The sequence below is a fragment of the Streptomyces flavusporus genome, assembly GCF_046267975.1.
Lineage (GTDB): Bacteria > Actinomycetota > Actinomycetes > Streptomycetales > Streptomycetaceae > Streptomyces > Streptomyces flavusporus.
Window position 1 is genome coordinate 7,095,134 of record NZ_CP176503.1, and the last position, 22,820, is coordinate 7,117,953.

17 protein-coding genes are annotated in these 22,820 nt (G+C 73.1%); 4 read left to right on the plus strand and 13 right to left on the minus strand.

Features of this window, described 5'->3' with window-relative positions:
* Positions 1-106: 106 nt before the first annotated feature.
* Complete coding sequence (locus tag ACKTSN_RS33535; protein ID WP_409472545.1) at positions 107-1,009, minus strand: TIGR01777 family oxidoreductase; 903 nt, start codon at positions 1,007-1,009, stop codon at positions 107-109.
* Between the two features lie 62 nt (positions 1,010-1,071).
* Between ACKTSN_RS33535 and ACKTSN_RS33540 the strand changes: the two genes are divergently transcribed.
* Positions 1,072-1,584, plus strand: coding sequence for a GNAT family N-acetyltransferase (locus tag ACKTSN_RS33540; protein ID WP_409474985.1), 513 nt, complete (start codon positions 1,072-1,074; stop codon positions 1,582-1,584).
* A 12-nt stretch (positions 1,585-1,596) separates the two neighbouring features.
* Here ACKTSN_RS33540 and ACKTSN_RS33545 read toward each other — a convergent pair whose 3' ends face one another.
* A complete protein-coding gene (locus tag ACKTSN_RS33545; RefSeq protein WP_409472546.1) occupies positions 1,597-2,781 on the minus strand; it encodes a MarP family serine protease in 1,185 nt (394 codons plus the stop codon).
* A gap of 219 nt (positions 2,782-3,000) precedes the next feature.
* Between ACKTSN_RS33545 and ACKTSN_RS33550 the strand changes: the two genes are divergently transcribed.
* Complete coding sequence (locus tag ACKTSN_RS33550) at positions 3,001-3,825, plus strand: peptidoglycan recognition protein family protein (protein ID WP_409472547.1); 825 nt, start codon at positions 3,001-3,003, stop codon at positions 3,823-3,825.
* 89 nt (positions 3,826-3,914) lie between these two features.
* On the plus strand, positions 3,915-4,139 hold the full coding sequence (locus ACKTSN_RS33555) for a hypothetical protein (protein ID WP_409472548.1): 225 nt from the start codon (positions 3,915-3,917) through the stop codon (positions 4,137-4,139).
* Between the two features lie 7 nt (positions 4,140-4,146).
* On the opposite strand, the gene ACKTSN_RS33560 is transcribed toward ACKTSN_RS33555, so the two are convergent.
* From ACKTSN_RS33560 to ACKTSN_RS33605, 10 genes are all read right to left on the minus strand, one after another.
* The gene (locus ACKTSN_RS33560) at positions 4,147-4,665 is read right to left on the minus strand and encodes a DUF4240 domain-containing protein (RefSeq protein WP_409474986.1); all 519 of its coding nucleotides are present in this window, start codon (positions 4,663-4,665) and stop codon (positions 4,147-4,149) included.
* A complete protein-coding gene (locus ACKTSN_RS33565; protein ID WP_409472549.1) occupies positions 4,665-5,696 on the minus strand; it encodes a helix-turn-helix transcriptional regulator in 1,032 nt (343 codons plus the stop codon). Before ACKTSN_RS33565 ends, ACKTSN_RS33560 begins: the two co-directional genes overlap by 1 nt.
* A gap of 71 nt (positions 5,697-5,767) precedes the next feature.
* Positions 5,768-8,470 (minus strand): pyruvate dehydrogenase (acetyl-transferring), homodimeric type, encoded by a 2,703-nt coding sequence (gene aceE / locus ACKTSN_RS33570; protein ID WP_409472550.1) that lies wholly within the window; start codon positions 8,468-8,470, stop codon positions 5,768-5,770.
* Positions 8,471-8,819: 349 nt separating this feature from the next.
* Positions 8,820-8,951, minus strand: a complete 132-nt coding sequence (locus ACKTSN_RS33575) for a hypothetical protein (RefSeq protein ID WP_409472551.1) — start codon at positions 8,949-8,951, stop codon at positions 8,820-8,822.
* Between the two features lie 57 nt (positions 8,952-9,008).
* Complete coding sequence (locus ACKTSN_RS33580; RefSeq protein ID WP_409472552.1) at positions 9,009-13,691, minus strand: cation-translocating P-type ATPase; 4,683 nt, start codon at positions 13,689-13,691, stop codon at positions 9,009-9,011.
* Between the two features lie 72 nt (positions 13,692-13,763).
* On the minus strand, positions 13,764-14,402 hold the full coding sequence (locus ACKTSN_RS33585; RefSeq protein WP_224739404.1) for a GntR family transcriptional regulator: 639 nt from the start codon (positions 14,400-14,402) through the stop codon (positions 13,764-13,766).
* A 203-nt stretch (positions 14,403-14,605) separates the two neighbouring features.
* The gene (gene sucB, locus ACKTSN_RS33590) at positions 14,606-16,408 is read right to left on the minus strand and encodes a 2-oxoglutarate dehydrogenase, E2 component, dihydrolipoamide succinyltransferase (RefSeq protein ID WP_409472553.1); all 1,803 of its coding nucleotides are present in this window, start codon (positions 16,406-16,408) and stop codon (positions 14,606-14,608) included.
* Positions 16,409-16,470: 62 nt separating this feature from the next.
* Positions 16,471-17,859, minus strand: coding sequence for a dihydrolipoyl dehydrogenase (gene lpdA, locus ACKTSN_RS33595; protein WP_409472554.1), 1,389 nt, complete (start codon positions 17,857-17,859; stop codon positions 16,471-16,473).
* Positions 17,860-18,127: 268 nt separating this feature from the next.
* Positions 18,128-19,675 (minus strand): leucyl aminopeptidase, encoded by a 1,548-nt coding sequence (locus ACKTSN_RS33600; protein ID WP_409472555.1) that lies wholly within the window; start codon positions 19,673-19,675, stop codon positions 18,128-18,130.
* Positions 19,676-19,914: 239 nt separating this feature from the next.
* A complete protein-coding gene (locus ACKTSN_RS33605) occupies positions 19,915-20,697 on the minus strand; it encodes an adenosylcobinamide-GDP ribazoletransferase (RefSeq protein WP_409472556.1) in 783 nt (260 codons plus the stop codon).
* A gap of 61 nt (positions 20,698-20,758) precedes the next feature.
* Here ACKTSN_RS33605 and ACKTSN_RS33610 point away from each other — a divergent pair, with 61 nt between their 5' ends.
* Positions 20,759-21,523: a hypothetical protein gene (locus ACKTSN_RS33610; RefSeq protein WP_409472557.1), complete on the plus strand. Its 765-nt coding sequence runs from the start codon at positions 20,759-20,761 to the stop codon at positions 21,521-21,523.
* Positions 21,524-21,676: 153 nt separating this feature from the next.
* Here ACKTSN_RS33610 and cobT read toward each other — a convergent pair whose 3' ends face one another.
* Positions 21,677-22,780, minus strand: coding sequence for a nicotinate-nucleotide--dimethylbenzimidazole phosphoribosyltransferase (gene cobT / locus ACKTSN_RS33615; protein ID WP_409472558.1), 1,104 nt, complete (start codon positions 22,778-22,780; stop codon positions 21,677-21,679).
* Positions 22,781-22,820 lie beyond the last annotated feature (40 nt).

The following is a 22,820-nucleotide window of genomic DNA, read 5'->3' on the forward strand; positions in this document are numbered from 1 at the left end:
GAGTTCGGATCGAGGTTAGGGCGGTGATCGGCCGTCGGCAGTCGCGCATGGACAGGGCACGGTCGCACAGCGGTCGCATACGGTCGGAACCCGACTGTCACGCCGGTCACTCCGCAGCCCGGATCGCCTCCTCGATCCCGGGGAACGCGAACGAGAACCCGGACTCCAACAGCCGCATCGGCAGCACCCGTTGACTGCCCAGCACGTCGCCGGCCATCTCGCCCAGCACGACCCGCAGCACCGGCGCGGGCACCGCGAAGAGCGTCGGCCGGTGCAGCACCCGGCCCATCGCCGCGGTGATCTCACGGTTCGTCAGCGGCTGCGGAGCCGTCAGGTTGAACGGTCCCGACAGGTCGTCGCGGTCGAGGAGATGCCGGATCGCGGCGACCTCGTCGTGCAGCGCGATGAACGACCAGTACTGCCGCCCGTCACCCAGCCGTCCGCCCAGCCCGGCCCGGAACAGCGGGAACAGCCGCCCCCAGGCGCCGCCCCCGCGGGCCACCACCAGCCCGGTCCGCGTGAACACCGTGCGCACACCCGCCTCCTGCGCGGGCACCGCGGCCGCCTCCCACTGAACGCACAGCTCGGGCAGGAACCCCGCCCCCGCGGGCGCGCTCTCGTCGACCGGCCGCTCCCCGGTCTGCCCGTAGTAGCCGATCGCACTGCCGTTGACGAACACCTGCGGCCGCTCCTGCGCCGGCAGTGCGGCGACGGCCTCGGCCAGCGCCCGCGTGCCGAGCACCCGGCTGTCCCGGATCCGCGACTTGTACGCCTCGGTCCACCGGCGGTCGCCGACCCCGGCGCCCGCCAGGTTCACCACGGCGTCGCACCCCGCGAGCCCGGCCGCGTCCACATACCCGCCCTCGGGGTCCCAGCAGACCTCGTCCGCGGTCCGGGCCGCCCGGCGCACCAGCCGCACCACCTCGTGCCCGTCCGCGGTCAGGGACCGCACCAGGGCACTGCCGATCAGACCGGACGCACCGGCCACCGCGATTCGGGAACGTTCCATACGGCCATCATGCCGCCGGCGCCGCCGAAATCCCCGAGGGCGCCTCGCCCGTGCGACGTACGCTGACCGTCATGCCGGATCCGCAGATACACATACGTCATGCCCTGTACGAGGACGAGGAGGCGCTGGCCCGGCTCGACCGCACCACCTGGTCTCCGCTGCACGCCGTCCAGCCCCGCCCCCGGCCGCCGTACGAGCCCTTCTTCAACGACCGGTTCGGGCCGCTGGACCATCTCGTCGCCGAGCTCGCCGGACGCGGCGACGCGGTGGTCGGCTACGCCCGGCTGGGCTTTCCCACATCGCTGGAGTGCAACGCCCACGTCCGCCAGATCCAGGGCCTGGCCGTCGCCGAGGAGGCGCGCGGCGCCGGCGTCGCCCGTGCGCTGCTGCGTGCCGCGCAGGACGAGGCACGACGCCAGGGCGCCCGCCGCATCACCCTGCGCGTCCTCGGGCACAACACCCCGGCCCGCAAGCTGTACGAGTCCGAGGGGTTCGTGGTGGAGGGGGTCCTGCCCGAGGAGTTCTTCATCGACGGCGCGTACGTCGACGACGTCCTGATGGGGCGTTCGCTCTAGTACGGGCAGCGCCTACGACGTGACCAGCTCGCCCGTGCCCACCGGTGTCGTCGCGTCCGCCGCCCGCGCGGCGTCGCCGGCGACCTCGTCGGCCGTCAGGACGTAGCCGGTTTCCGCGTCGGAGGTGGAGCGCGCGAAGACCACGCCGTACACCCGGCCGTCGGTGGTCAGCAGCGGGCCGCCGGAGTTTCCGGGGCGGACCGTGGAGCGGATCGAGTAGATCTCGCGGGTGACGCTCTCGTCGTTGTAGATGTTCTGGCCGGTCGCCCGCACCCGGTTCGCCACCGTGGCCGCCTGCAGGTCCAGGCCGCCGTCCTGCGGATAGCCGGCCACCACGGCCGCCTCGCCGCGCTCGGCGTCGTCGACGAAGTCCAGGACGGGGGCGCGCAGATCGGGCACGTGGAGCACCGCCACATCCCGGTCGGGGGCGAAGAGCACCACCCGCGCCTCGTACGCCTGCCCGATCCCGCCGACCCGCACGGTGGGGGCGTCGATGCCCGCCACCACATGGGCGTTGGTCATCACATGCTCCGCGGCGTACACGAACCCGCTGCCCTCGCGGCCCTGGCCGCCCGCGACGCCCTCCACCTTCACCGTGCTCAGCTTGGCGGCGTTCGTGGCGCGCGCCGTGACGCTGTCCCCGGAGGGCCTGGCCACCTCGGCGGTCGACTCGTTCTCGAAGGGGTTGAAGACCTGCGGGAAGCCCGCCTCGGTGAGCGCCGACGTGGCCTGCGAGAACCATGCGGGCGTGGTGTCCGGCATCGCGTTCTGCACCGCCCCGAGCAGCCGTGAGTCCCGTATCGCCGAGGTCAGCAGCGGCGACGAGGACGCGGCCAGCACACTCGCCGCCACCCATGCCACGATCAGCACGGCCACCGAGTTGGCCGCGGCCCCGCCGATCCCGTCGGCCACCCTGAGCGGCCCCCGGTTCAGCTCGCGGCGCAGCCTGAGCGCCAGCCGCCCGGCCAGCTCATGACCCACCGCCGCCGGAACCAGCACCGTGAGCACCGCGGTCACCGTCGCCGCCGTCGTCCCCGGCGTCACCAGGTCCATCACCCACGGCAGGATCCACACGCCGATGACCGCACCGCCCACGAACCCGGCGAGCGAGACACAGCCGGCCACCAGTCCGCGCCGGTACCCGGAACCGGCGTAGACCAGGATCACCAGCATCAGCAGGATGTCGAGCAGGTCCACGGAGCCGCCTTTCTCTAGGACCCGTCGGTACGCGTCGGTACGCGCCCGGCACGCCTTAGTACGCGTGAGAAGGGCCCAGTGATCAGCCACGCGCGCGTGTCGGTCGGGAACCGGCCACGCGTGCATGTACCTCGGAAAACGCCGCGGACCCGGACGATGGTTCCACCGGGTGGCACACCACACATCGCGGGCGGACCGCATCCGACCGACAGTGGGACCATGTGCGTCTTCTCCCAAGGCCCTTGGCGAGGGCGAGGTGCTCGACTGCGTGCCCTGCGACGGCCCGGCAGCGCGGTGACGCTGCTGGGCTGCCTGCCCGGGCTCAGCGCGGTGGCCGTCCTGGCGCTGTTCGCCCACGGCGTGGACCGCTCCGGCACGGCCGCCCGGCCCGACCGTTCGCTCGTGGCCCGCCACGCCGCTCCGTACACCGCGCCCAAGCCGCGGGTCGTTCCGAGGTCGGTATGGCTGAAGCTGGGCGGGGCCCCGGGCCGGCAGCCACCGCCGCGCTACGACGACAAGGTCGTCGCCGTGTTCGTGCACCACACCGACTCGCCCAACGGCTACAAGTGCGCCGACGCCCCCCGCGTCATCCGTCACCTGTACACGGGCCAGACCGGCGACCGCCACTGGGACGACATCGGCTACAACTTCCTCGTCGACCGCTGCGGCACGATCTACGAGGGCCGCGCGGGCGGCGTCGACCGCCCCGTCACCGGCGCCCATACCCAGGGCTTCAACCACCGCACCGCCGGCATAGCCGCCATCGGCACCTTCACCGCGGGTGTCGAGACGCCGAAGGCGATGACCGACGCGATAGCCGCCCTGGCCGCCTGGAAGCTGGGCCTGTCGGACACCGACCCGCGTACCCGGGTCCGTCTGGTCTCCAGCAACAGCAAGAGCCGCTTCACCCGCGGTACCGCCGCCAAACTGCCCGCCCTGGCCGGCCACACCGACGGCTTCCAGACCAGCTGTCCGGGCGCGGCCCTGATCGCGCGCCTGCCGGAGATCAGGGAACGCGCCGCACGGCTCCAGGGCAGGTCATGAGGCCCACAGGGAGGCCACAGCCGCGCCGCAGCCCGCTCAGAGGCGGCCGCCCTACCGTCGTGGCCACAGGCCGACCGGAGGTGGGGATCATGAGCAGCAGCAGTCGTACGGAAACCGGCACGTCCACGTGGGCCGGGGCCCTGCGCGGCCCCTGGACGGTGCTCTGCGCGGTCGCGACGGTCGTCCTCGGCCCGGCCGCGGTCACCGCCTCCGCGCTCGACCAGGCCAACGCGGCCCCGCCGCACCACGCGGTGAAGGCCGATCAGACGCAGGCGTACATCCCGTCGGACCCGAGCCGGCGCAGGGCCGCCTGAGTGGGCGTCACTCCTTGAAGCGGTCCCACAGCCGTGGATACCGCTCGGCCAGCACTCGATCGTCCTCGAGGTCGATCGGTGTGCCCTCCGGTTCCGCGGGGGCGGGCGGAACGCCGAGATCCGGGGCGACGGTACCGGTGAGCTGCTCGTAGGCCTCGTCGGCCGCGTAGCCGAGCTCCTCGCCGTCACCGTCGATCTCCTCGTCGAACTCGCCCAGCAGGTCGGCGAGCGAGTCCGGGTCGTGCAGGGCACCCTCGAACACCTCCCGGCCCTGGCCGATCAGCCAGCACCGGAAGAAGTCGAAGGCGTCGTCGCTGGCCCCGTCGAGCAGTACCCAGGCGGCGCCCCACAGGTCCCAGCGGTAGGAGCGGTTGTAGCGGGCCTCGAAGTGACGGGCGAAGTCGAGCACCGCCTCGGGGTCCATCTGCGCGAGCCGGTCGACGAGCAGGTCGGCCTGTTCCTCGGGGTCGCCCTCGGCGGCCTCGCGGGTGGTGTCCACGAGTTCCCAGAACTCCGTCTCGTCCATCACGGGTCAAGCATCGGGCCTGGACGGATGGGACGCACGTGGAGTGCGGCGGATTGTTGTCGGCGGTAGAGGTCCGCGAGCCGGGCGGCGTCCTGCGCGAACCGTTCCCGCAGCCCTTCCGGGGCCAGCACCTCGACCTCCGGCCCGAGCGCCGTGAGCTGCGTGTGGGCGACCTCCTCGGACTCCACGGGGAGGGTCAGCGTCACCCACCCGTCGGCGTCCGGGGCGCCCGCCCCCTGAAGCGCCTCCCGCGCGGAGAGCGGATCGACGGCATACAGCAGCCTGCGCACGCCCGCCGCGGACAGCCGCACCACGACCTCGGCCCGCAGGATGGACCGCGCGAACTGCTCGGCCCGCTCCTCCCAGAAGCCGGGCAGGTCGAACTCCTCGTCACGGGTGAAACGCTCCGCCCCGGCCTCCACGGCCGTGAACCGGTCGATCCGGTACACCCGGTGGGACCCGTGGGGCGCGGCCCGCGCGCACAGGTACCAGACACCCGCCTTGAGCACGAGCCCGTACGGCTCCAGCTCGCGCTCCACCTCGCCCTCGCCCCTGCGGTAGCGGGCGGTGATCCTCCGGTCGTCCCACACGGCATCCGCGACGACCGGCAGCAGCTCGGGCGTCTCGGGCTCCTTGAACCAGTTCGGCGCGTCCAGATGGAACCGCTGGGCGGCCGTACGGGAGGCGTCGCGCAGGGAGGGCAGCAGGGCCGCCGACACCTTCAGCCGGGCCGCGGAGGCCGCGTCCTGAAGCCCCATCTCGCGCAACGCGCCGGGCACGCCCGACAGGAACAGCGCCTCGGCCTCGCTGCGGTGCAGTCCCGTCAGCCGCGTCCGGTACCCGCCGATCAGCCGGTACCCGCCGGCCCGCCCCCGGTCGGCGTACACCGGAACACCCGCCTCCGACAGCGCCTGAGCATCCCGGGTGACAGTCCGCTCCGACACCTCCAGTTCGCGGGCGAGTTCGGCGGCGGTCATGGAGGGCCGGGACTGGAGCAGCAGCACCATCTTGATGAGCCGGGCAGCGCGCATGGGTTCATCATGGCGCGCAGAAGGGGACCGGCACCCACGTGGTGCCGGTCCCCTTCATGGTGCAGCCCGCTTTACAGGCCGTAGCGCTCGCGCGCCTCCTTCACGGCCGTCGCCTTGACCTCGCCCCGCTTGGCCAGTTGGGCCAGCGCGGCCACGACGATCGACTCGGCGTCGACGCCGAAGTGGCGGCGAGCGGCCTCACGGGTGTCCGACAGGCCGAAGCCGTCGGCGCCCAGCGAGGAGTAGTCCTGCTCGACCCACTGCGCGATCTGGTCCGGCACCTGACGCATGTAGTCGGACACCGCCAGCACCGGCCCTTCGGCGCCCTGCAGCGCCTGACGGACGTACGGCACCCGCTCCTCGCCGCGCAGTAGCGCCTCGTCGGCCTCCAGCGCGTCCCGGCGCAGCTCGCTCCACGAGGTCGCGGACCACACGTCGGCGGCCACGCCCCACTCCTCGGCGAGCAGCTGCTGCGCCTTGAGCGCCCAGTGGATCGCCGTGCCGGAGCCCAGCAGCTGGATCCGCGGGGCGTTCGCCGCCGGGGACAGCCCCGCCGACTCCGCCGTGTTGAAGCGGTACAGGCCCTTGACGATGCCCTCGTCGATGCCGAGGCCCGACGGCTTCGCGGGCTGCGGCAGCGGCTCGTTGTAGACGGTGAGGTAGTAGAAGACGTCCGGGTCCTCGCCGGGCGCGGCCTCGCCGTACATGCGGCGCAGACCGTCCTTCACGATCGTCGCGATCTCGTACGCGAACGCCGGGTCGTACGTCAGCGCGGCCGGGTTGGTCGCGGCGATGACGGGGGAGTGGCCGTCGGCGTGCTGGAGGCCTTCACCGGTCAGCGTCGTACGGCCGGCCGTGGCGCCGACGAGGAAGCCGCGGCCGAGCTGGTCGCCGAGCTGCCACATCTGGTCGGCCGTGCGCTGCCAGCCGAACATCGAGTAGAAGATGTAGAACGGGATCATCGCCTCGCCGTGCGTCGCGTACGACGTGGACGCGGCGATGAAGTCGGCCATCGAACCGGCCTCGGTGATCCCCTCGTTGAGGATCTGACCGTTCTTGGCCTCCTTGTAGTACATCAGCTGGTCGCGGTCGACCGGCTCGTACGTCTGGCCCTTGGGCGAGTAGATGCCGAGGGAGGGGAACAGGCTCTCCATACCGAAGGTGCGCGCCTCGTCGGGGACGATCGGCACCCAGCGCTTACCCGTCTCCTTGTCGCGGACCAGGTCCTTGACCAGGCGGACGAAGGCCATCGTGGTCGCCACGTTCTGCGAGCCGGAGCCCTTGTCGAAGGAGGCGAAGGCCTTCTCGGCGGGCGCGGGCAGCGGCGCGACCGGGTGCACACGGCGCGCCGGGGCCGGACCGCCGAGGGCGGCACGGCGCTCCTGGAGGTAGCGCACCTCGGGGGAGTCGGCGCCGGGGTGGCCGTAAGGCACCACACCGTCGGTGAACGCGCTGTCGGCGATGGGCAGACCCAGCAGGTCCCGCATCGTCTTGAACTCGTCCACCGACAGCTTCTTCATCTGGTGGTTGGCGTTCTTCGACGCGAAGCCCTGGCCGAGGGTGTGGCCCTTGACCGTCTGGGCCAGGATCACGGTCGGGGCGCCCTTGTGCTCGACGGCGGCCTTGTACGCGGCGTACACCTTGCGCGGCTCGTGACCACCACGGGAGAAGTGGAAGCAGTCGAGGATCTTGTCGTCGCCGATCAGCTTCGCCATCTCGGCCAGCGCCGGGTCGGTGCCGAAGAAGTCCTGGCGGATGTAGGCGGCGTCGCGCGTCTGGTACGTCTGCACCTGGGCGTCGGGTACCTGGCGCAGGCGGCGTACGAGCGCGCCCGTGGTGTCGAGCTGGAACAGCTCGTCCCAGGCGGAGCCCCACAGCGTCTTGACGACGTTCCAGCCGGCGCCGCGGAACTGGGCCTCCAGCTCCTGCACGATCTTGAAGTTGGCGCGGACCGGGCCGTCGAGGCGCTGCAGGTTGCAGTTGATGACGAAGGTGAGGTTGTCCAGCTCCTCACGGGCGGCCAGCGCGAGGGCCGCCGTCGACTCCGGCTCGTCCATCTCGCCGTCGCCGAGGAAGGCCCAGACGTGGGAGGCGGAGACGTCCTTGATGCCGCGGTTGGTGAGGTAGCGGTTGAAGCGCGCCTGGTAGATCGCGGAGAGCGGGCCGAGGCCCATCGACACCGTCGGGAACTCCCACAGCCAGGGGAGGCGGCGTGGGTGCGGGTACGACGGGAGGCCGTTGCCGCCGGACTCGCGGCGGAAGTTGTCGAGGTGGTGCTCGCTGAGCCGGCCGTCGAGGAAGGCGCGGGCGTAGATGCCGGGGGAGGCGTGGCCCTGGATGTAGAGCTGGTCGCCGGACCCGTCGGCCTCCTTGCCCTTGAAGAAGTGGTTGAAGCCGGTCTCGTACAGCCAGGCCGCGGAGGCGAAGGTGGCGATGTGGCCGCCGACGCCGTATTTCGAGCCGCGGGTCACCATGGCGGCCGCGTTCCAGCGGTTCCACGCGGTGATCCGGGCCTCCATCTCCTCGTCACCGGGCACGGACGGCTCGGCGGCGGTGGGGATGGTGTTGACGTAGTCGGTCTCGAGCAGCTTGGGCAGCGCGATGCCGGCGCCCTCGGCGCGCTCCAGCGTGCGGCGCATCAGGTACGCGGCACGGTGCGGCCCGGCCGCCTTGGCGACGGCGTCCAGGGAGGCCTGCCATTCGGCGGTCTCCTCCGGGTCGCGGTCCGGGAGCTGGTCGAGCTCGCTCGGCTGGATGGCGTTGGGGTCGGTCATGTCGCCGCCTTCCTCAGTCGAAGGGGAAGCCGAGGGGGTTTCCCTCATCGGTTAAGGGTTCGGATGCCCTTGGTCTTTGGCAGGACAGGGCGTGAGGCCTTGGTGCTGTGACACCTTGCGGCTTCCGCCGCGTGGCCCGTCGGCGACTGTAACTCCCTGATCGATGATCGATCAAAGGGGTGAGGGCGAAAACCTCTTGATCGCGAGAAAGTCGGCACGCGGTGCCTTTACGGCAGGCACGCGGTGCCGTGTTCTCCCTGCTCAGATGAGGTGTGGGCGGCTGACTTGGGCTGGTCCCCTGAACGGCCGGTGCGTTCAGGGGTATCCGGCGAGGGGCTTCGTGCTCCGGTCAGGCGTAGGCGGCCGCAGGACGTGCCGTGGCGCCGAACGACTTCCAGAGCTGCGTGAACAGGCGCACCAGGGCGGCCTCGATCAGGGCGACGGCGACCTGGGTGACGATGGTGGTGAGGATGTGCGGCATGGTGAGCCGCCTTTCGTGTGCAGTGTGCGGGGTACGGCTCCTTTGTCCGGGTCGATGTCATCCACGAGGCTGCCTGATGGTGTCCATCAGGTGAAATCTGCCTTGCATCCCGGCGATGCCCTGCGCCGCGGACGGCACGACAACCGACCCCGCCGCCGAGGCCAGCGCGATCGTCCAGCCCACGGGGCCCAGCGGCCGGCTGCCGAAGAAGTGGCTGAGCCCGGGCACGCTCACCACCACACCCAGCACCGCCAGGGACCCCGCCACGGCCGACGCGACCACCGGATCGCGGCCCGCGTCCACCAGCGTCTGGAGCAACTGGGACGTCACCAGGGCGACCAGGGCGACCGTGTCGGCGTGCCCCCGGGTGCCAGTCGCCCGGGCGAGCACCCAGGCGACGGTGGCCGCCGCCGTGGTGAGGACGGCGCGCAGCCGGATGTGCCGGGTCAGCGCCCTGCCGAGCGAGGCCTCCGGCCCCTCCGCGAGCAGCCGGCCGGCGTGGTCGGCGGGCGGCCGGGCGGCGATCGCCATGGCGGGCAGCATGTCGGTGAGCAGGTTCACCAGGAGGAGCTGGCGTGCGTTCAGCGCGCTGCGCCCGGTGAGCAGCGTGGTCGCCAGGGTGAAGACGATCTCGCCCAGGTTGCCGCCGAGCAGGATGCCGAGCGCCTTGCGCACCGAGGCCCACATGGCCCGGCCCTCGACGAAGGCGTCGACGATCGTCTCGATGCGGTCGTCGGTGACGACGACGTCGGCGGCGGCGCGGGCGGCCGGGGTGGCCCGCGAGCCGAGGGCGATACCGACGTCGGCGATCCGGATGGCGGGCGCGTCGTTGGCGCCGTCGCCGGTGACGGCGACGATCCGGCCGGCCGAGCGCAGCGCGGTGACGATACGGACCTTGTGGGCCGGGGTGACCCGGGCGAACACCGTGATGTCCGGCAGCGTCCGGGCGAGCGCGTCGTCGTCCAGGGCGTCCAGCTCCGCCCCGGTCATCAGCCGGGGCTCCTCCTCGGGCCGCAGTTCCCGGGCGATCGCGGCGGCGGTGCTGGGATGGTCCCCGGTGAGCATGACGATGCGCACCCCGGCCCGGGACAGCCGGTCCACGCTCTCCGCGGCCGTGGCCCGCACCGGGTCCGCCAGGCCCAGCAGGCCCAGCAGACACAGCCCGTCGACGTCCTCGTCGCCGAGCTCGGCGGGACCTTCCCGCGGCGCGCCCGTCGGCAGGACGTGCTCGGCGACCGCGAGGACCCGCAGACCGCGCCGGGCCAGCCGGTCGATCTCCGCCTCGATCTCCTCCCGCAGCGGGTCCCCGAACGGCTCGGTGGCATACGGCTCGGCGGCACCCCGGCGGATACGGTCACAGCGGGCCAGTACCACCTCGGGTGCGCCCTTGACGGCGAGCCGCGCCTCGGAGTCGGTCCGCCCCAGCACGGCGTGGAAGCCGCGCCCCGGCTCGAACGGCAGCTCCGCCAGCTGCTCCCAGCTGTCCGAGCCGAGCCCGGCCGCCCGCTCCGGGGAGGCGCCGAGCAGCTCGGCCCCCGCCGCGATGGCACGGTCGGTGGGGTGGGCGAGCGTCGCGGCCGGGCCCCGCGGACCCGCCAGGGCCGCCGTGGCGACGATCCGGCGCAGCGCCGGGGTGAGCCGGTCGGGCGGACGGCGTTCCAGGGCGTCGGAAACCTGCTGAAGACTGATCCGGCCCTCGGTGAGCGTGCCGGTCTTGTCGAAGCACAGGACGTCGGTGCGGCCCAGCGCCTCGATGGTGGAGGCGCTGCGGACAAGGGTGTCGCGGGTGGACAGCCGGCGCGCCGCGGCCAGCTCCGCGACCGTGGCGACGAAGGGCAGCCCCTCCGGTACGGCCGCGACACACAGGCTGACCGCGGAGCCCAGGGCGGCGCCCGCGGGTCGCCTGCGCAGCAGTTCGACGGCGAACAGGACGACCCCGGCGGCGATGGACAGCGGCAGGAACCACCGGCCCAGCGCCTTCAGCCGACGCTCCACACCGCTCTCCGGCGGCCCGCCCTCGGGGCCCGCCTCCGCCGCACTGCCCGCCTCGGTGGCCGTCCCGGTGGCGACGACCACGGCGAGGGCATGGCCGGCCGCCACCGTCGTCCCCTGGTAGAGCATCGACGTCCGGTCCGCGACCGTCCGGGCCGCGGTCGGCGCGGCGCTCTTCACGACCGGCAGCGACTCACCGGTGAGACTGGACTCGTCCACCTCCAGACCCGTCGCCCGCACCACCCGGCAGTCCGCCGGAACCGCGTCCCCGGCCCGCAGCTCGATCACGTCGCCGCGCACCAGGTGCTCACCGGCCGCCTCCACCGTCTCGGCCCGGCCGGGCCGCCGCACCCGCACCCGCGCCGAGGTCGCCTCGACCAGCCGTTCCGCCGCCTCGTGGGCCTGTTGCCGCTGCACCCCGCCGACCAGCGCGTCCACGCCGAGCACCCCGCCGATCAGCAGGGAGTCCAGCACGGAGCCGAGCGCCGCCGAGATGCCGCCGCCGATCGCCAGAACGGGCGTGAGCGGATTGGCCAGTTCCTCCGCGACCCGGCCGACCAGGGTGACGGCGCCGTCGTGCCGGTCATGGCCCTCGAACTGCCTGCGCCGGGCGGCCTCGGCCTCGTCCAGCCCGCGGGACGTGGTGCCCAGACGGGCCATCACCTGACGTACCGTCATGGCGTGCCAGGGCGTGCGCTCGGCGGCGGCCGGAGCGGGACGGCCGTGCAACTGCCAGCCCGCCCAGAAGCCCGCCGCGATCCCGGCGATGGTCACTCCGTCGGTCACCAGGCGGGCCCGTACCCAGGCCCGCGGGCGGGGCACCAGGAGGGCGAGGCCCGACCCCAGCACGGCGCCGGCGACCTCCAGCCGGGTGCACAGCCGGCTGATCCGCCGGGCCTCCGGCAGGGTCGTCAGCAGCAGGTGGACGACATCGGGCGGGGCGGCGACATCGGCGTCCCACGGCACGTGCCGGGTGACGGTGATCACCCCGATGCCCAGGTCCGCGCGGACGAGTGCGCGCCGGGTCCGTGCCGAGACCACCGTGACACCGTGCCCGTCGGCCTGGAGGGAGCGCACCAGGGCGGCCGTACGCCGATGCCCGGTGGGCGCGGCCTGAGCGAGCCCGAACCGGCGGTGCAGACCGGGCGGGCCGCCCACCAGCCGCACCTGCCCGCACTCCCGCGCCGCGCGCACCAAGTGGTGGGCGAGCGGGTGCAGTTGGGGCACCAGGGCGACCACGGCCACCGGCGTGCCCGCCCGCAGCACGAGCATCACCTGCGCACCCTCCTCGGCCCACTGCCGGGCCTGTGCGGCCGTCGCCGCGGGTACGCCGGTACCGCCCGGAGCGATGGCCGCTCCCGTCAACGGCCGCACCTCCCAACCACCCAGCTGCCGCGCAGGCAACGGCACTCCACCGTGCCGGGCCCGCCACCTGGGCGGCGGCCCGTCGGGCGCGATCAGCTCGTGGACACGTGCGTGAATCTCGTCGTCTCCCGGCCCGTCGCCCTCGGGATCGCCGGTCTGCGGGGTGCCGTCGGTGTGTCCCCCGGGGTCCGGCGGGCCCGGCCTCAGGGGGCCGGGCGGGGGCAGGCGCAGGACGTTCTCCACCGTCCAGGCGCCGTCGGCCAGTACCCGGGCGTCGAGCACCACCGTGTCGATGCGGTCCAGCCGGCGCAGCGGCTCCGGCCGCAGCACCAGGGCCCCGCGGTCGGAGACGGCCCGGCCCACCGAGGACGCGAACGCCTCCCGGCCGAACCGCGGGCCTCTCGGCGTCCCCGCGATCAGCAGCGCCAGCGCGCGGTCGTGGCCGAGCCTGCCGAGCGTGGTGAGCCCGTAGGCCGCGAGGGAGGCCGGCGCCGCCACGTTCGCGTACCGCTCGCCCGGGCCCGGGGGCAGCGGTGCGGGCCGCTCGTAGCCCGGGACGGCGTCGTGGCGGTACGTGCCCTCGTGCACGGCCAGCCTGCGCGCCCAGTTCTCCCACGCCGCGCGGCGGGCCTGCACCTCCGCGTACCGGGCGGCGGCCAGTACGGCGGCCACCATCGCGCCCAGCGGCCGGTACGTCAGCGTCGTCACCACCAGGTTCGCCGCGGCGAAGCCCCGCTCCGCGGCCGGCTCGCCGATCCGGCGGGCGAGGCCCTCACGCAGCGGCGGCATCGACTCCACGAGCTGGAGCGCCGAGATCACCACCGGCGGCAGGCCCCGCAGCCCGACGGCGTTCCCCACCGACGCCACGCCCACCGCCACCAGGCCCGCTCCGAGCCGTACGGCCGCGCCGATCCGTGCCCCCGCCGCCCCGGGGTAGCCCACCGGCGGCCGCCCCGCATCCACGCCCCCGGCACGGAGCGCCTCCTCCTCGGCGGCCGCGTCCGCGGCGGCGACGACGTCGACCAGGGTCTCCGGATCGGTCTCCGGCCCACAGCCCACGTACACGCAGCCCAGCGTGCCGTTCACCTCGGCCCGGCTCACCCCCGTCACCCGGCGCAGCGCGGCCTCCAGCTCACGCGCCGCGGATGCCGTCCCGGGCCGTCCCAGGCGCCGTACCTCGATCTGCACGCCTCCGGGGGTCCGCCAGAGCCGGGGCCCGCGGGGCCGCAGCATCGGCCCGACCACCGGCAGCGCCGCCGGTACGCCGGTCAGCCCCTGCGCGACGGCCCGGACCGTCGAGGCGACGGCGGCCGTCGTCGAGGGCACCACGGACGCGGGCAGCACGGACCTGGTGAGCACGGAGGGCAGCTGTGGCCAGATCACGCGTGGCCTCCACCATCTGCCGACGGGGGGAGAGTGGCCGAGTGCCCGCTACGGCATGAGCGAATCCGGAAATCAGGCGTGATCGTCGGCGGCGCGCGGCGCGCAGCCCAGCACGTGCTCCTTCACCAGGCGGCCGATGTCCGGATCGCGCCGCCGGAACGCCTCGACCAACTCCTCGTGCTCCTCGGCGTAGGACTGCTGGACCGTGCCCAGCCAGCGGATGGAAAGCGTCGTGAAGACCTCGATGCCGAGGCCCTCCCAGGTGTGCAGCAGCACCGAGTTGCCGGCCGCCCGGACCAGCTCGCGGTGGAAGGCGACCGTGTGCCGCACCTGGGCCGTGCCGTCGGACTTGCGGTCGGCCTCGTACAGGGCGGCGACATGCGGCTGCAGGGCCGAGCAGTCCTGGGACAGCCGCTCCGCCGCCAGCTCCGCAGCGATCGCCTCCAGGCCGGCCCGGACCGGGTAGCTCTCCTCCAGGTCGGCCGCCGTCAGATTCCGCACCCGTACGCCCTTGTTCGGCGCCGACTCGATCAGCCGCAGCGACTCCAGCTCGCGCAGCGCCTCCCGCACCGGCGTCTGGCTGACCTCCAGTTCGGTGGCGATGCGCCGCTCCACGATCCGCTCGCCCGGCTGCCAGCGTCCGCTGATGATCCCCTCGAGGATGTGCTCGCGGATCTGTTCGCGCAGCGAGTGGACGACGGGCGCGGTCATGAGGGCTCCTTAGGGAGGGGCAATCCAGACCCCGGGGCGTTTGACGTTTAGACAATAAGGCCGCCGGACCGTCCCGGAGGGGCGCGCGGGGGCGCTTTCGCGCAGGTGAGACGAGACTTACACGCCCCGGCAACGCACGGTGCCCCCACCCGGAAAGCTCCGGGTGGGGGCACCGTACTACCTGTCAGGTCCTGTCAGAGAGATCAGAGGCCGAGCTCGACCTCGAACTCGCCCGCCTCCAGGATCCCCTTGACCGCCGTCAGGTAACGGGCCGCGTCGGCGCCGTCCACCAGGCGGTGGTCGTAGGAGAGCGTCAGGTAGGTCATGTCGCGGACGCCGATGACCGTGCCCTCCTCGGTCTCGATGACGGCCGGGCGCTTGACCGTGGCACCGATGCCGAGGATCGCGACCTGACCCGGCGGCACGATGATCGTGTCGAACAGCGCACCGCGCGAGCCGGTGTTGGAGATGGTGAAGGTCGCGCCCGCGAGCTCGTCCGGCGTGATCTTGTTGCCGCGGACCTTGCCCGCCAGGTCGGCCGTGGCCTTGGCGATACCGGCGATGTTGAGGTCACCGGCGTTCTTGATGACCGGGGTCATCAGGCCCTTCTCGGAGTCCACCGCGATACCGATGTTCTCGGTGTCGAAGTAGGTGATGGTCCCCTCGGCCTCGTTGATCTTGGCGTTGATGACCGGGTGGGCCTTCAGCGCCTGCGCGGCGGCCTTGACGAAGAACGGCATCGGGGAGAGCTTGACACCCTCGCGCGCCGCGAACGAGTCCTTGGCCTGGGCGCGCAGACGCATCAGGCGGGTCACGTCGACCTCGACGACCGAGGACAGCTGGGCCTGCTCGTGCAGGGCCTTGACCATGTTGTCGCCGATGACCTTGCGGATCCGCGGCATCTTGATGGTCTGGCCGCGCAGCGGGGAGACCTCCAGGACCGGCGCCTTCTTCGCGGCGGCCGGAGCAGCGGCGGCCGGAGCCGGAGCAGCGGCGGCGGCCTTCGCGGCCTCGGCGGCGGCGATGACGTCCTGCTTGCGGATCCGGCCGCCGACGCCGGTGCCCTTGACGGTGGACAGGTCGACGCCGTTCTCGGCGGCGAGCTTGCGCACCAGCGGGGTGACGTAGGCGCCCTCGTCGGTCGGCTGAGCGGCGGCGGGTGCCGGAGCCGTCGGCGTGACCGGAGCCGGAGCGGCCGGCGCGGGCACCGGAGCAGCGGGCTGGGCCGGAGCCGGGGCCGCGGGAGCCGGGGCCGCGGGAGCCGGGGCGGCAGCGGCGGGCGCGGCGGGTGCCGGAGTCGGTGCGGCGGGGGCGGCCGGGGCCGGAGCAGCAGCCGGAGCCGGGGCGGCCGGGGCCGGAGCAGCGGCCGGAGCCGCGCCGGGAGCGCCGATGACGGCCAGCTTGGCGCCGACCTCGGCGGTCTCGTCCTCGCCGACCGTGATCTCCAGCAGCACACCCGAGGTGGGCGCCGGGATCTCGGTGTCGACCTTGTCGGTGGACACCTCGAGCAGCGGCTCGTCGGCCTCGACGGTGTCACCGACCGACTTCAGCCAGCGGGTGACGGTGCCCTCGGTGACGGACTCGCCGAGCGCGGGCAGGACGACGTCCGTGCCCTCGGCGGCGCCACCGGCCGGAGCCGCGGGGGCGGCAGCCGGGGCCGGGGCCGGGGCGGCCGGGGCCTCGGCGACCGGAGCCGGGGCCGGTTCGGGAGCCGGCGGAGCGGGCACCTCCTCGACGGCCGGGGCCGGGGCGGCAGCGGGCGCGCCCGTGCCGTCGTCGATCACGGCCAGCTCGGCGCCGACCTCGACGGTCTCGTCCTCGGCGACCTTGATGGAGGCCAGGACACCGGCGGCCGGGGCCGGGATCTCGGTGTCGACCTTGTCGGTGGAGACCTCGAGCAGCGGCTCGTCGGCCTCGACGCGCTCACCCTCGGCCTTCAGCCAGCGGGTGACAGTGCCCTCGGTGACGCTCTCGCCGAGCGCCGGAAGGGTTACGGAAACCGCCATGGTTTCGGTTGCTCCTTACGAATTGCGGAAGTCTGTGTCGTCGCGCCCGATGACCGAGAGCGTCAGTCGTGGGAGTGCAGCGGCTTGCCGGCCAGGGCCAGGTGGGCCTCGCCGAGGGCCTCGTTCTGCGTCGGGTGGGCGTGGATGAGCTGGGCGACCTCGGAGGGCAGCGCCTCCCAGTTGTAGACCAGCTGGGCCTCGCCGACCTGCTCGCCCATGCGGTCGCCGACCATGTGGACGCCGACCACCGCACCGTCCTTGACCTGGACGAGCTTGATCTCGCCCGCGGTCTTGAGGATCTTGCTCTTGCCGTTGCCCGCCAGGTTGTACTTCAGGGCGACGACCTTGTCCGCGCCGTAGATCTCCTTGGCCTTGGCCTCGGTGATACCGACGGAGGCGACCTCGGGGTGGCAGTACGTCACCCGGGGCACGCCGTCGTAGTCGATCGGGACGACCTTCAGACCGGCCAGCCGCTCCGCCACCAGGATGCCCTCGGCGAAGCCGACGTGCGCGAGCTGGAGGGTCGGGACCAGGTCGCCGACCGCGGAGATCGTCGGGACGTTCGTCCGCATGTACTCGTCGACGAGGACATAGCCGCGGTCCATGGCGACCCCGGCCTCCTCGTAGCCCAGGCCCTGGGAGACCGGGCCGCGGCCGACGGCGACGAGGAGGACCTCGGCCTCGAACTCCTTGCCGTCGGCGAGGATGACCTTGACACCGTCGGCCGTGTACTCGGCCTTCTGGAAGAAGGTGCCCAGGTTGAACTTGATGCCGCGCTTGCGGAAGGCGCGCTCGAGCAGCTTCGAGCTGTTCTCGTCCTCGACGGGGACGAGGTGCTTCAGGCCCTCGATGACCGTGACGTCCGTACCGAAGGACTTCCACGCGGAGGCGAACTCGACGCCGATGACACCGCCGCCGAGCACGATCGCCGACTTCGGCACGCGGTCCAGGACCAGGGCGTGATCCGAGGAGATGATGCGGTTGCCGTCGATCTCCAGGCCCGGCAGCGACTTCGGCACGGAGCCGGTGGCCAGCAGCACGTGGCGGCCCTGGATCCGCTGACCGTTCACGTCCACCGAGGTGGGGGAGGACAGCCGGCCCTCACCCGCGATGTAGGTGACCTTCCGGGAGGCGATGAGCCCCTGCAGACCCTTGTACAGGCCGGAGATCACCTCGTCCTTGTACTTGTGCACACCGGCGACGTCGATGCCCTCGAAGCTCGCCTTGACGCCGAACTGCTCGCTCTCGCGAGCCTGGTCGGCGATCTCGCCCGCGTGAAGCAGGGCCTTGGTGGGGATGCAACCCCGGTGCAGGCAGGTGCCGCCGACCTTGTCCTTCTCGATCAGGGCGACGTCCAGGCCCAGCTGCGCCCCGCGCAGGGCCGCGGCGTAACCACCGCTACCACCGCCGAGGATCACTAGGTCGAAAACGGTGCTGGCGTCGTTCGCCACGTCACGTCCTCCATGCATGTGCGCCGTACGCCGGTCGACGATGACCGGCTGGGCGGCTGGTGTCCGGCCGCTCTACTTCGGCCCTTCGGTGGGGCCCTGTCCTGCCGAGCCCCATCTTCGCACTTGTCACCGCGGGACGAGACGCGGGGCCGGAGTGTGATACGTCGCATGCTCGTTTGTCGATGTGCGGCTCCGCCGCGCGGGCGCGACCGGCCCGCACGCGGCGGAGCCGCCGTACGACAAGGAGACCCGAGTCAGTGGGCGGACCTCAGCCCAGATCACCCGAAGCGGTCAGCTCGGCAAGCCGGACGAGCGTCCGCACCCCGGACCCCGTGCCACCCTTCGGCGTGTATCCGAACGGTCCCTGCTCGTTGAAGGCGGGCCCGGCGATGTCGAGGTGCGCCCAGGTGATCCCCTCACCCACGAACTCCCGCAGGAACAGCCCGGCGACCAGTCCGCCGCCCATCCGCTCACCCATGTTCGCGATGTCGGCGGTCGGCGAGTCCATCCCCTTGCGCAGGTGCTCCGGCAGCGGCATCGGCCAGGCCGGCTCCCCGACCTCCTCCGCGGCCTCGTGCACCGCGGAGCGGAACGCTTCGTCGTTGGCCATGACACCGAACGTCCGGTTGCCCAGCGCCAGCACCATCGCGCCGGTCAGCGTCGCCACGTCCACGATCGCGTCCGGCTTCTCCTCGGACGCCGCCCACAGCGCGTCGGCGAGGACCAGCCGCCCCTCCGCGTCGGTGTTCAGCACCTCCACGGTCTTGCCGCTGTACATCCGCAGCACGTCACCGGGACGGGTCGCCGAACCGGACGGCATGTTCTCGGCCAGCGCCAGCCACCCGGTGACGTTGACCTCCAGCCCGAGTCGCGCGGCGGTGACGACGGCCGCGAACACCGCGGCCGCGCCACTCATGTCGCACTTCATCGTCTCGTTGTGACCGGCGGGCTTCAGCGAGATGCCGCCCGAGTCGTAGGTGATGCCCTTGCCGACGAAGGCGAGGTGCTTCTTCGCCTTGGAGTGGGTGTACGACAGCTTCACCAGGCGCGGCGCCGACGCCGAGCCGGAGCCGACGCCGAGGATGCCGCCGTAGCCGCCCTTGGCCAGCGCCTTCTCGTCGAGCACCTGCACCTTGATGCCGTTCTCCTTGGCCGCGGCCTGGGCGACCGCGGCGAAGGCCTCCGGGTTGAGGTCGTTCGGCGGGGTGTTGACCAGGTCGCGGGCGCGGTTCAGCTCCTCGGACACGGCGGTGGCACGCTCGACGGCCGCCTTGTGCGCCTTGTCGCGGGGCTTGGCGCCGAGCACGACGGCCTCGGCGAGCGGGGCCTTGCCGTTCTTCTTGCCCTTGGCGGCGTTGCCGTTCTGCGCGTTCTCCTTGTACACGTCGAAGGAGTACGCGCCGAGCAGGGCGCCCTCGCCGATCGCGCCGACGGCGGCCGCGTCCACGATCGGCAGGGCGAACGCCGCCTTCTTGGAGCCGGCCAGCGCGCGGGCGGCGACGCCGGAGGCCTTGCGCAGCGCCTCCGCGTCGTACGCGCCCCCGTTGACGTCCTTCTCGGGCAGTGCGCCCAGGCCCACCGCCACCACGAGCGGCGTCCTGAAGCCGGCCGGCGCGGGCAGCTTCGTGATCTCGCCCTCGGCCCCGGAGGCACCGAGGGTCTCGAGGACGCCGGCCAGCCCGCCGTCGTACGCCTGGTCCACGGCCTCCGCGCCCGGTGCGACGACCGGGCCCTTGTCGCCCTTGGAGACACCGATCACGATCGCGTCGGCCCGCAGGCCGGGCGCCGCGGCGGTGCTGAGAGTCAGAGCAGTCACGGTGGTGAAATCTCGCTTCCGATGTGAAGTTGCAGGGGTCGAACGGGGTGGGTCGACCGGGCCCGACAGCCGACCCCAGGTGCACCTCACGCGCGGTATTTGTCCGGGCAGGTGGACACCGGACACGAGACTACGCCCGGCAGGCTTTCCCTCATGCCTGCAGGCGTTCACCTCTGGGTGGCGTCGTCGCCATGTCCCGATCCTCGCACTTCATGAACCGGGTCACACCCGTGGGGTTCCTAGCCGAGTGCGAGAACCACCAGTGCGGTCGTCGCCGCTGTCTCGGCGAGGCCGCCGAAGACGTCGCCGGTGACTCCGCCGAAGCGGCGGATGCAGTGGCGCAGCAGGAGTTCGGCGACCGTGACGGAGGCGACGACCGCGAGGGCGGTACGGGCGATGTCGTACGGCCCGAAGAGCGCCCCCAGGGCAGCGGCGGCCCCCGTGACCGCGAGGGCCGCGCCGAGCGCCCCACGCGCCGGGACGACTCCGGCGACGGCCGCGCCCAGCCCCTCCGGCCGGGCCGGCGGCACCCCGCCACGGGCGGCCAGGGTCAGCGCCAGCCGGGCGGCGGCCGCCGAGACGACGGCGGCGAGCGCACCGCGCGCCCAGGAGGCGTCGTAGAGCTGCGCCAGCGCCGCCACCTGGGCGAGCAGCACGAAGACGAGCGTGATCACCCCGAACGGCCCGATGTCCGACTGCTTCATGATCCGCAGCGCGTCCTCGGCGGGCCTGCCGCTGCCCAGCCCGTCCGCGGTGTCGGCCAGCCCGTCGAGATGCAGCCCCCGGGTGAGCGCCGCCGGCACGGCGACACCGCCGACGGCGGCGAGCAGCGGACCGGCGCCGAGCAGGAGCAGCAGCAGACCGACCCCCGCGGCGCAGCCCCCGACGACGAGCCCGACGACCGGCGCGCACAGCATTCCGCCCCGCGCCGCTCCCCGGTCCCAGCGGATCACCGTGACGGGAAGGACGGTGAGGGTGCCGAAGGCGAAGCGAAGGCCGTGCAGGGGCGGGAACTCGGGCATCCCGGCAGCGTACGCGAGGACTTGTGGAGCACCTCGGGGAGAACCCGGTCAAACTGGACGCATGGGAGTGTGGCTGGAGCGCAACATCGTCGAACCCGGCAAACTCCCCCTGCTTCTCGCCCTGACCGCCTTCGTCGTCACCTTCGTGATCACCCGGGTCATCACCCGCCTCATCCGGGCGGGCAAGGGCCCCTTCGGCAACGTCAGCGCGGGTGGCGTGCACATCCATCACGTCGTCCCCGGCGTGGTCCTCACGGTCATCGGCGGCTTCTGTGCCGTCGCCGGCGGGCAGCACGGCTTCGGCTCGGCCCTCGCCGCCGTCGTCTTCGGGATCGGCGCGGGCCTGGTCCTGGACGAGTTCGCGCTGATCCTGCATCTGGCGGACGTCTACTGGACCGAGGCCGGCCGCAAGAGCGTCGAGGCGGTCGTCCTCACCACCGCCCTGGTCGGCCTGCTTCTCCTCGGCTTCGTGCCGTTCGGGGTGAACGACCTCAGCGAGGACGACCTCCAGGACCGCGGGTCGGCGATCAGCGCGATCGCCGGGAACTTCCTGCTCGCCCTCATCGCCCTCGCCAAGGGCAAGGTGCGTGTCGCGATCTTCGGGGTGGTCCTTCCCTTCGTCGCCCTCTTCGGCGCGATCCGTCTGGCCCGCCCCGGCTCCCCCTGGGCGAAACGCCTCTACCGTCGCCGCCCCCGCGCCCGCGCCCGGGCCCAGCTGCGCGCCTATCACCACGACCGCCGCTGGGCGGGCCCCAGCCGCAGACTCCAGGACTGGATCGGCGGCACGCCCGACCCGGACCCGACTCACGCCCTCGAACGCCGCTGACGCAGCGCGGAGACCGCGCACCGACCGCCATGAGCACGCCTGCGCCCGCCGCCTGCACAGCGCCACGCGCACGCTGCCGTACAGCGGCCCCACTCGGCGCGGGCCCAGCGCACCAGCCGACTCATCCGCAGCCGACTGCGCCGCCTGCGCCGGCTACTCCGTCTCGCCGACCTCCGCCTGCTCCTCCGTCACCGAGTCCGCCTTCTCGGGCTCCTCCTGCTCGGGCAGCTCCGCCGCCAGTGCCGCCGCGGCCTGTACCAGGGGCAGTGCCAGCAGGGCGCCCGCGCCCTCGCCGACCTTCACCCCGTGGTCGAGGAGCGGCTCCAGGGCCATCCGGTCCAGCGCCTTGGCCTGTCCCGGCTCCCCGCTGTTGTGCCCGGCCAGCCACCAGTCCGGTGCCCGGAACGCGATCCGCTGGGCCACCAGCGCACACGCGGCGACGACCACCCCGTCCAGGATCACCGGCATCTTCCGCACGGCGCTCTGCAGCAGGAACCCGGTCATCGCGGCGAGGTCGGCACCGCCCACCGTCGCCAGGAGCTGCAACTGGTCTCCCAGCACCGGCCGCGCCCGCCGCAGCGCGTCCCGGATCGCGGCGCACTTGCGCATCCACGCCAGGTCGTCGATCGCCAGGCCGCCCCGCCCGGTCACCACGGAGGCGTCGGTTCCGCACAGCGCGGCGACCAGCACCCCGGCTGCCGTCGTGCCGCCCACGCTCACATCGCCCAGCACGACCAGATCCGTACCGGAGTCGGCCTCCTCGTCGGCCACCGCGACCCCGGCCCGGAAGGCGGCCTCCGCCTCCTCGGCCGTCAGCGCGTCCTCGATGTCGATCCGGCCGCTGCCGCGCCGCACCCGATGCCGTACGACGTCCTCGGGCAGCGTCCCCGGATCGCAGTCCAGTGCCATGTCGACGACCCGCACCGGCACACCGAGCCGCCGGGCGAGCACGGACACCGGCCGGCCGCCCTCCAGCACCTCCCGCGCCAACTCCGCGGCGCTGCCCGCGGGCCGCGCCGACACTCCCAACTCCGCGACGCCGTGGTCACCGGCGAACAGCACCACGCGCGGCTGTTCCACCGGCCGCACCGGTACGGCGCCCTGCGCCGCGGCCAGCCACTCACCCAGGTCGTCGAGGCGCCCGAGCGAACCGGGCGGCACGATCTGACGCTCCCGGCGCGCCTCGGCGTCGCGGCGCACCCCGCCGTCGGGGCGCTCGATCAGATCGGTGAAGTCGTCGAGATTAAGCGAGCTCATTCGCCGAACAGTACCGGCCTCGATCGAACAGAACGGCGCC

Coding starts and splice junctions, on each gene's coding strand:
- sucB (WP_409472553.1), bottom strand. CDS start 16,408: ATGGCGGTTTCCGTAACCCTTCCGGCGCTCGGCGAGAGCGTCACCGAG.
- ACKTSN_RS33560 (WP_409474986.1), bottom strand. CDS start 4,665: ATGGACGAGACGGAGTTCTGGGAACTCGTGGACACCACCCGCGAGGCC.
- ACKTSN_RS33535 (WP_409472545.1), bottom strand. CDS start 1,009: ATGGAACGTTCCCGAATCGCGGTGGCCGGTGCGTCCGGTCTGATCGGC.
- ACKTSN_RS33610 (WP_409472557.1), top strand. CDS start 20,759: ATGGGAGTGTGGCTGGAGCGCAACATCGTCGAACCCGGCAAACTCCCC.
- aceE (WP_409472550.1), bottom strand. CDS start 8,470: ATGACCGACCCCAACGCCATCCAGCCGAGCGAGCTCGACCAGCTCCCG.
- ACKTSN_RS33565 (WP_409472549.1), bottom strand. CDS start 5,696: ATGCGCGCTGCCCGGCTCATCAAGATGGTGCTGCTGCTCCAGTCCCGG.
- ACKTSN_RS33605 (WP_409472556.1), bottom strand. CDS start 20,697: ATGCCCGAGTTCCCGCCCCTGCACGGCCTTCGCTTCGCCTTCGGCACC.
- cobT (WP_409472558.1), bottom strand. CDS start 22,780: ATGAGCTCGCTTAATCTCGACGACTTCACCGATCTGATCGAGCGCCCC.
- ACKTSN_RS33585 (WP_224739404.1), bottom strand. CDS start 14,402: ATGACCGCGCCCGTCGTCCACTCGCTGCGCGAACAGATCCGCGAGCAC.
- ACKTSN_RS33555 (WP_409472548.1), top strand. CDS start 3,915: ATGAGCAGCAGCAGTCGTACGGAAACCGGCACGTCCACGTGGGCCGGG.
- ACKTSN_RS33575 (WP_409472551.1), bottom strand. CDS start 8,951: ATGCCGCACATCCTCACCACCATCGTCACCCAGGTCGCCGTCGCCCTG.
- ACKTSN_RS33550 (WP_409472547.1), top strand. CDS start 3,001: ATGTGCGTCTTCTCCCAAGGCCCTTGGCGAGGGCGAGGTGCTCGACTG.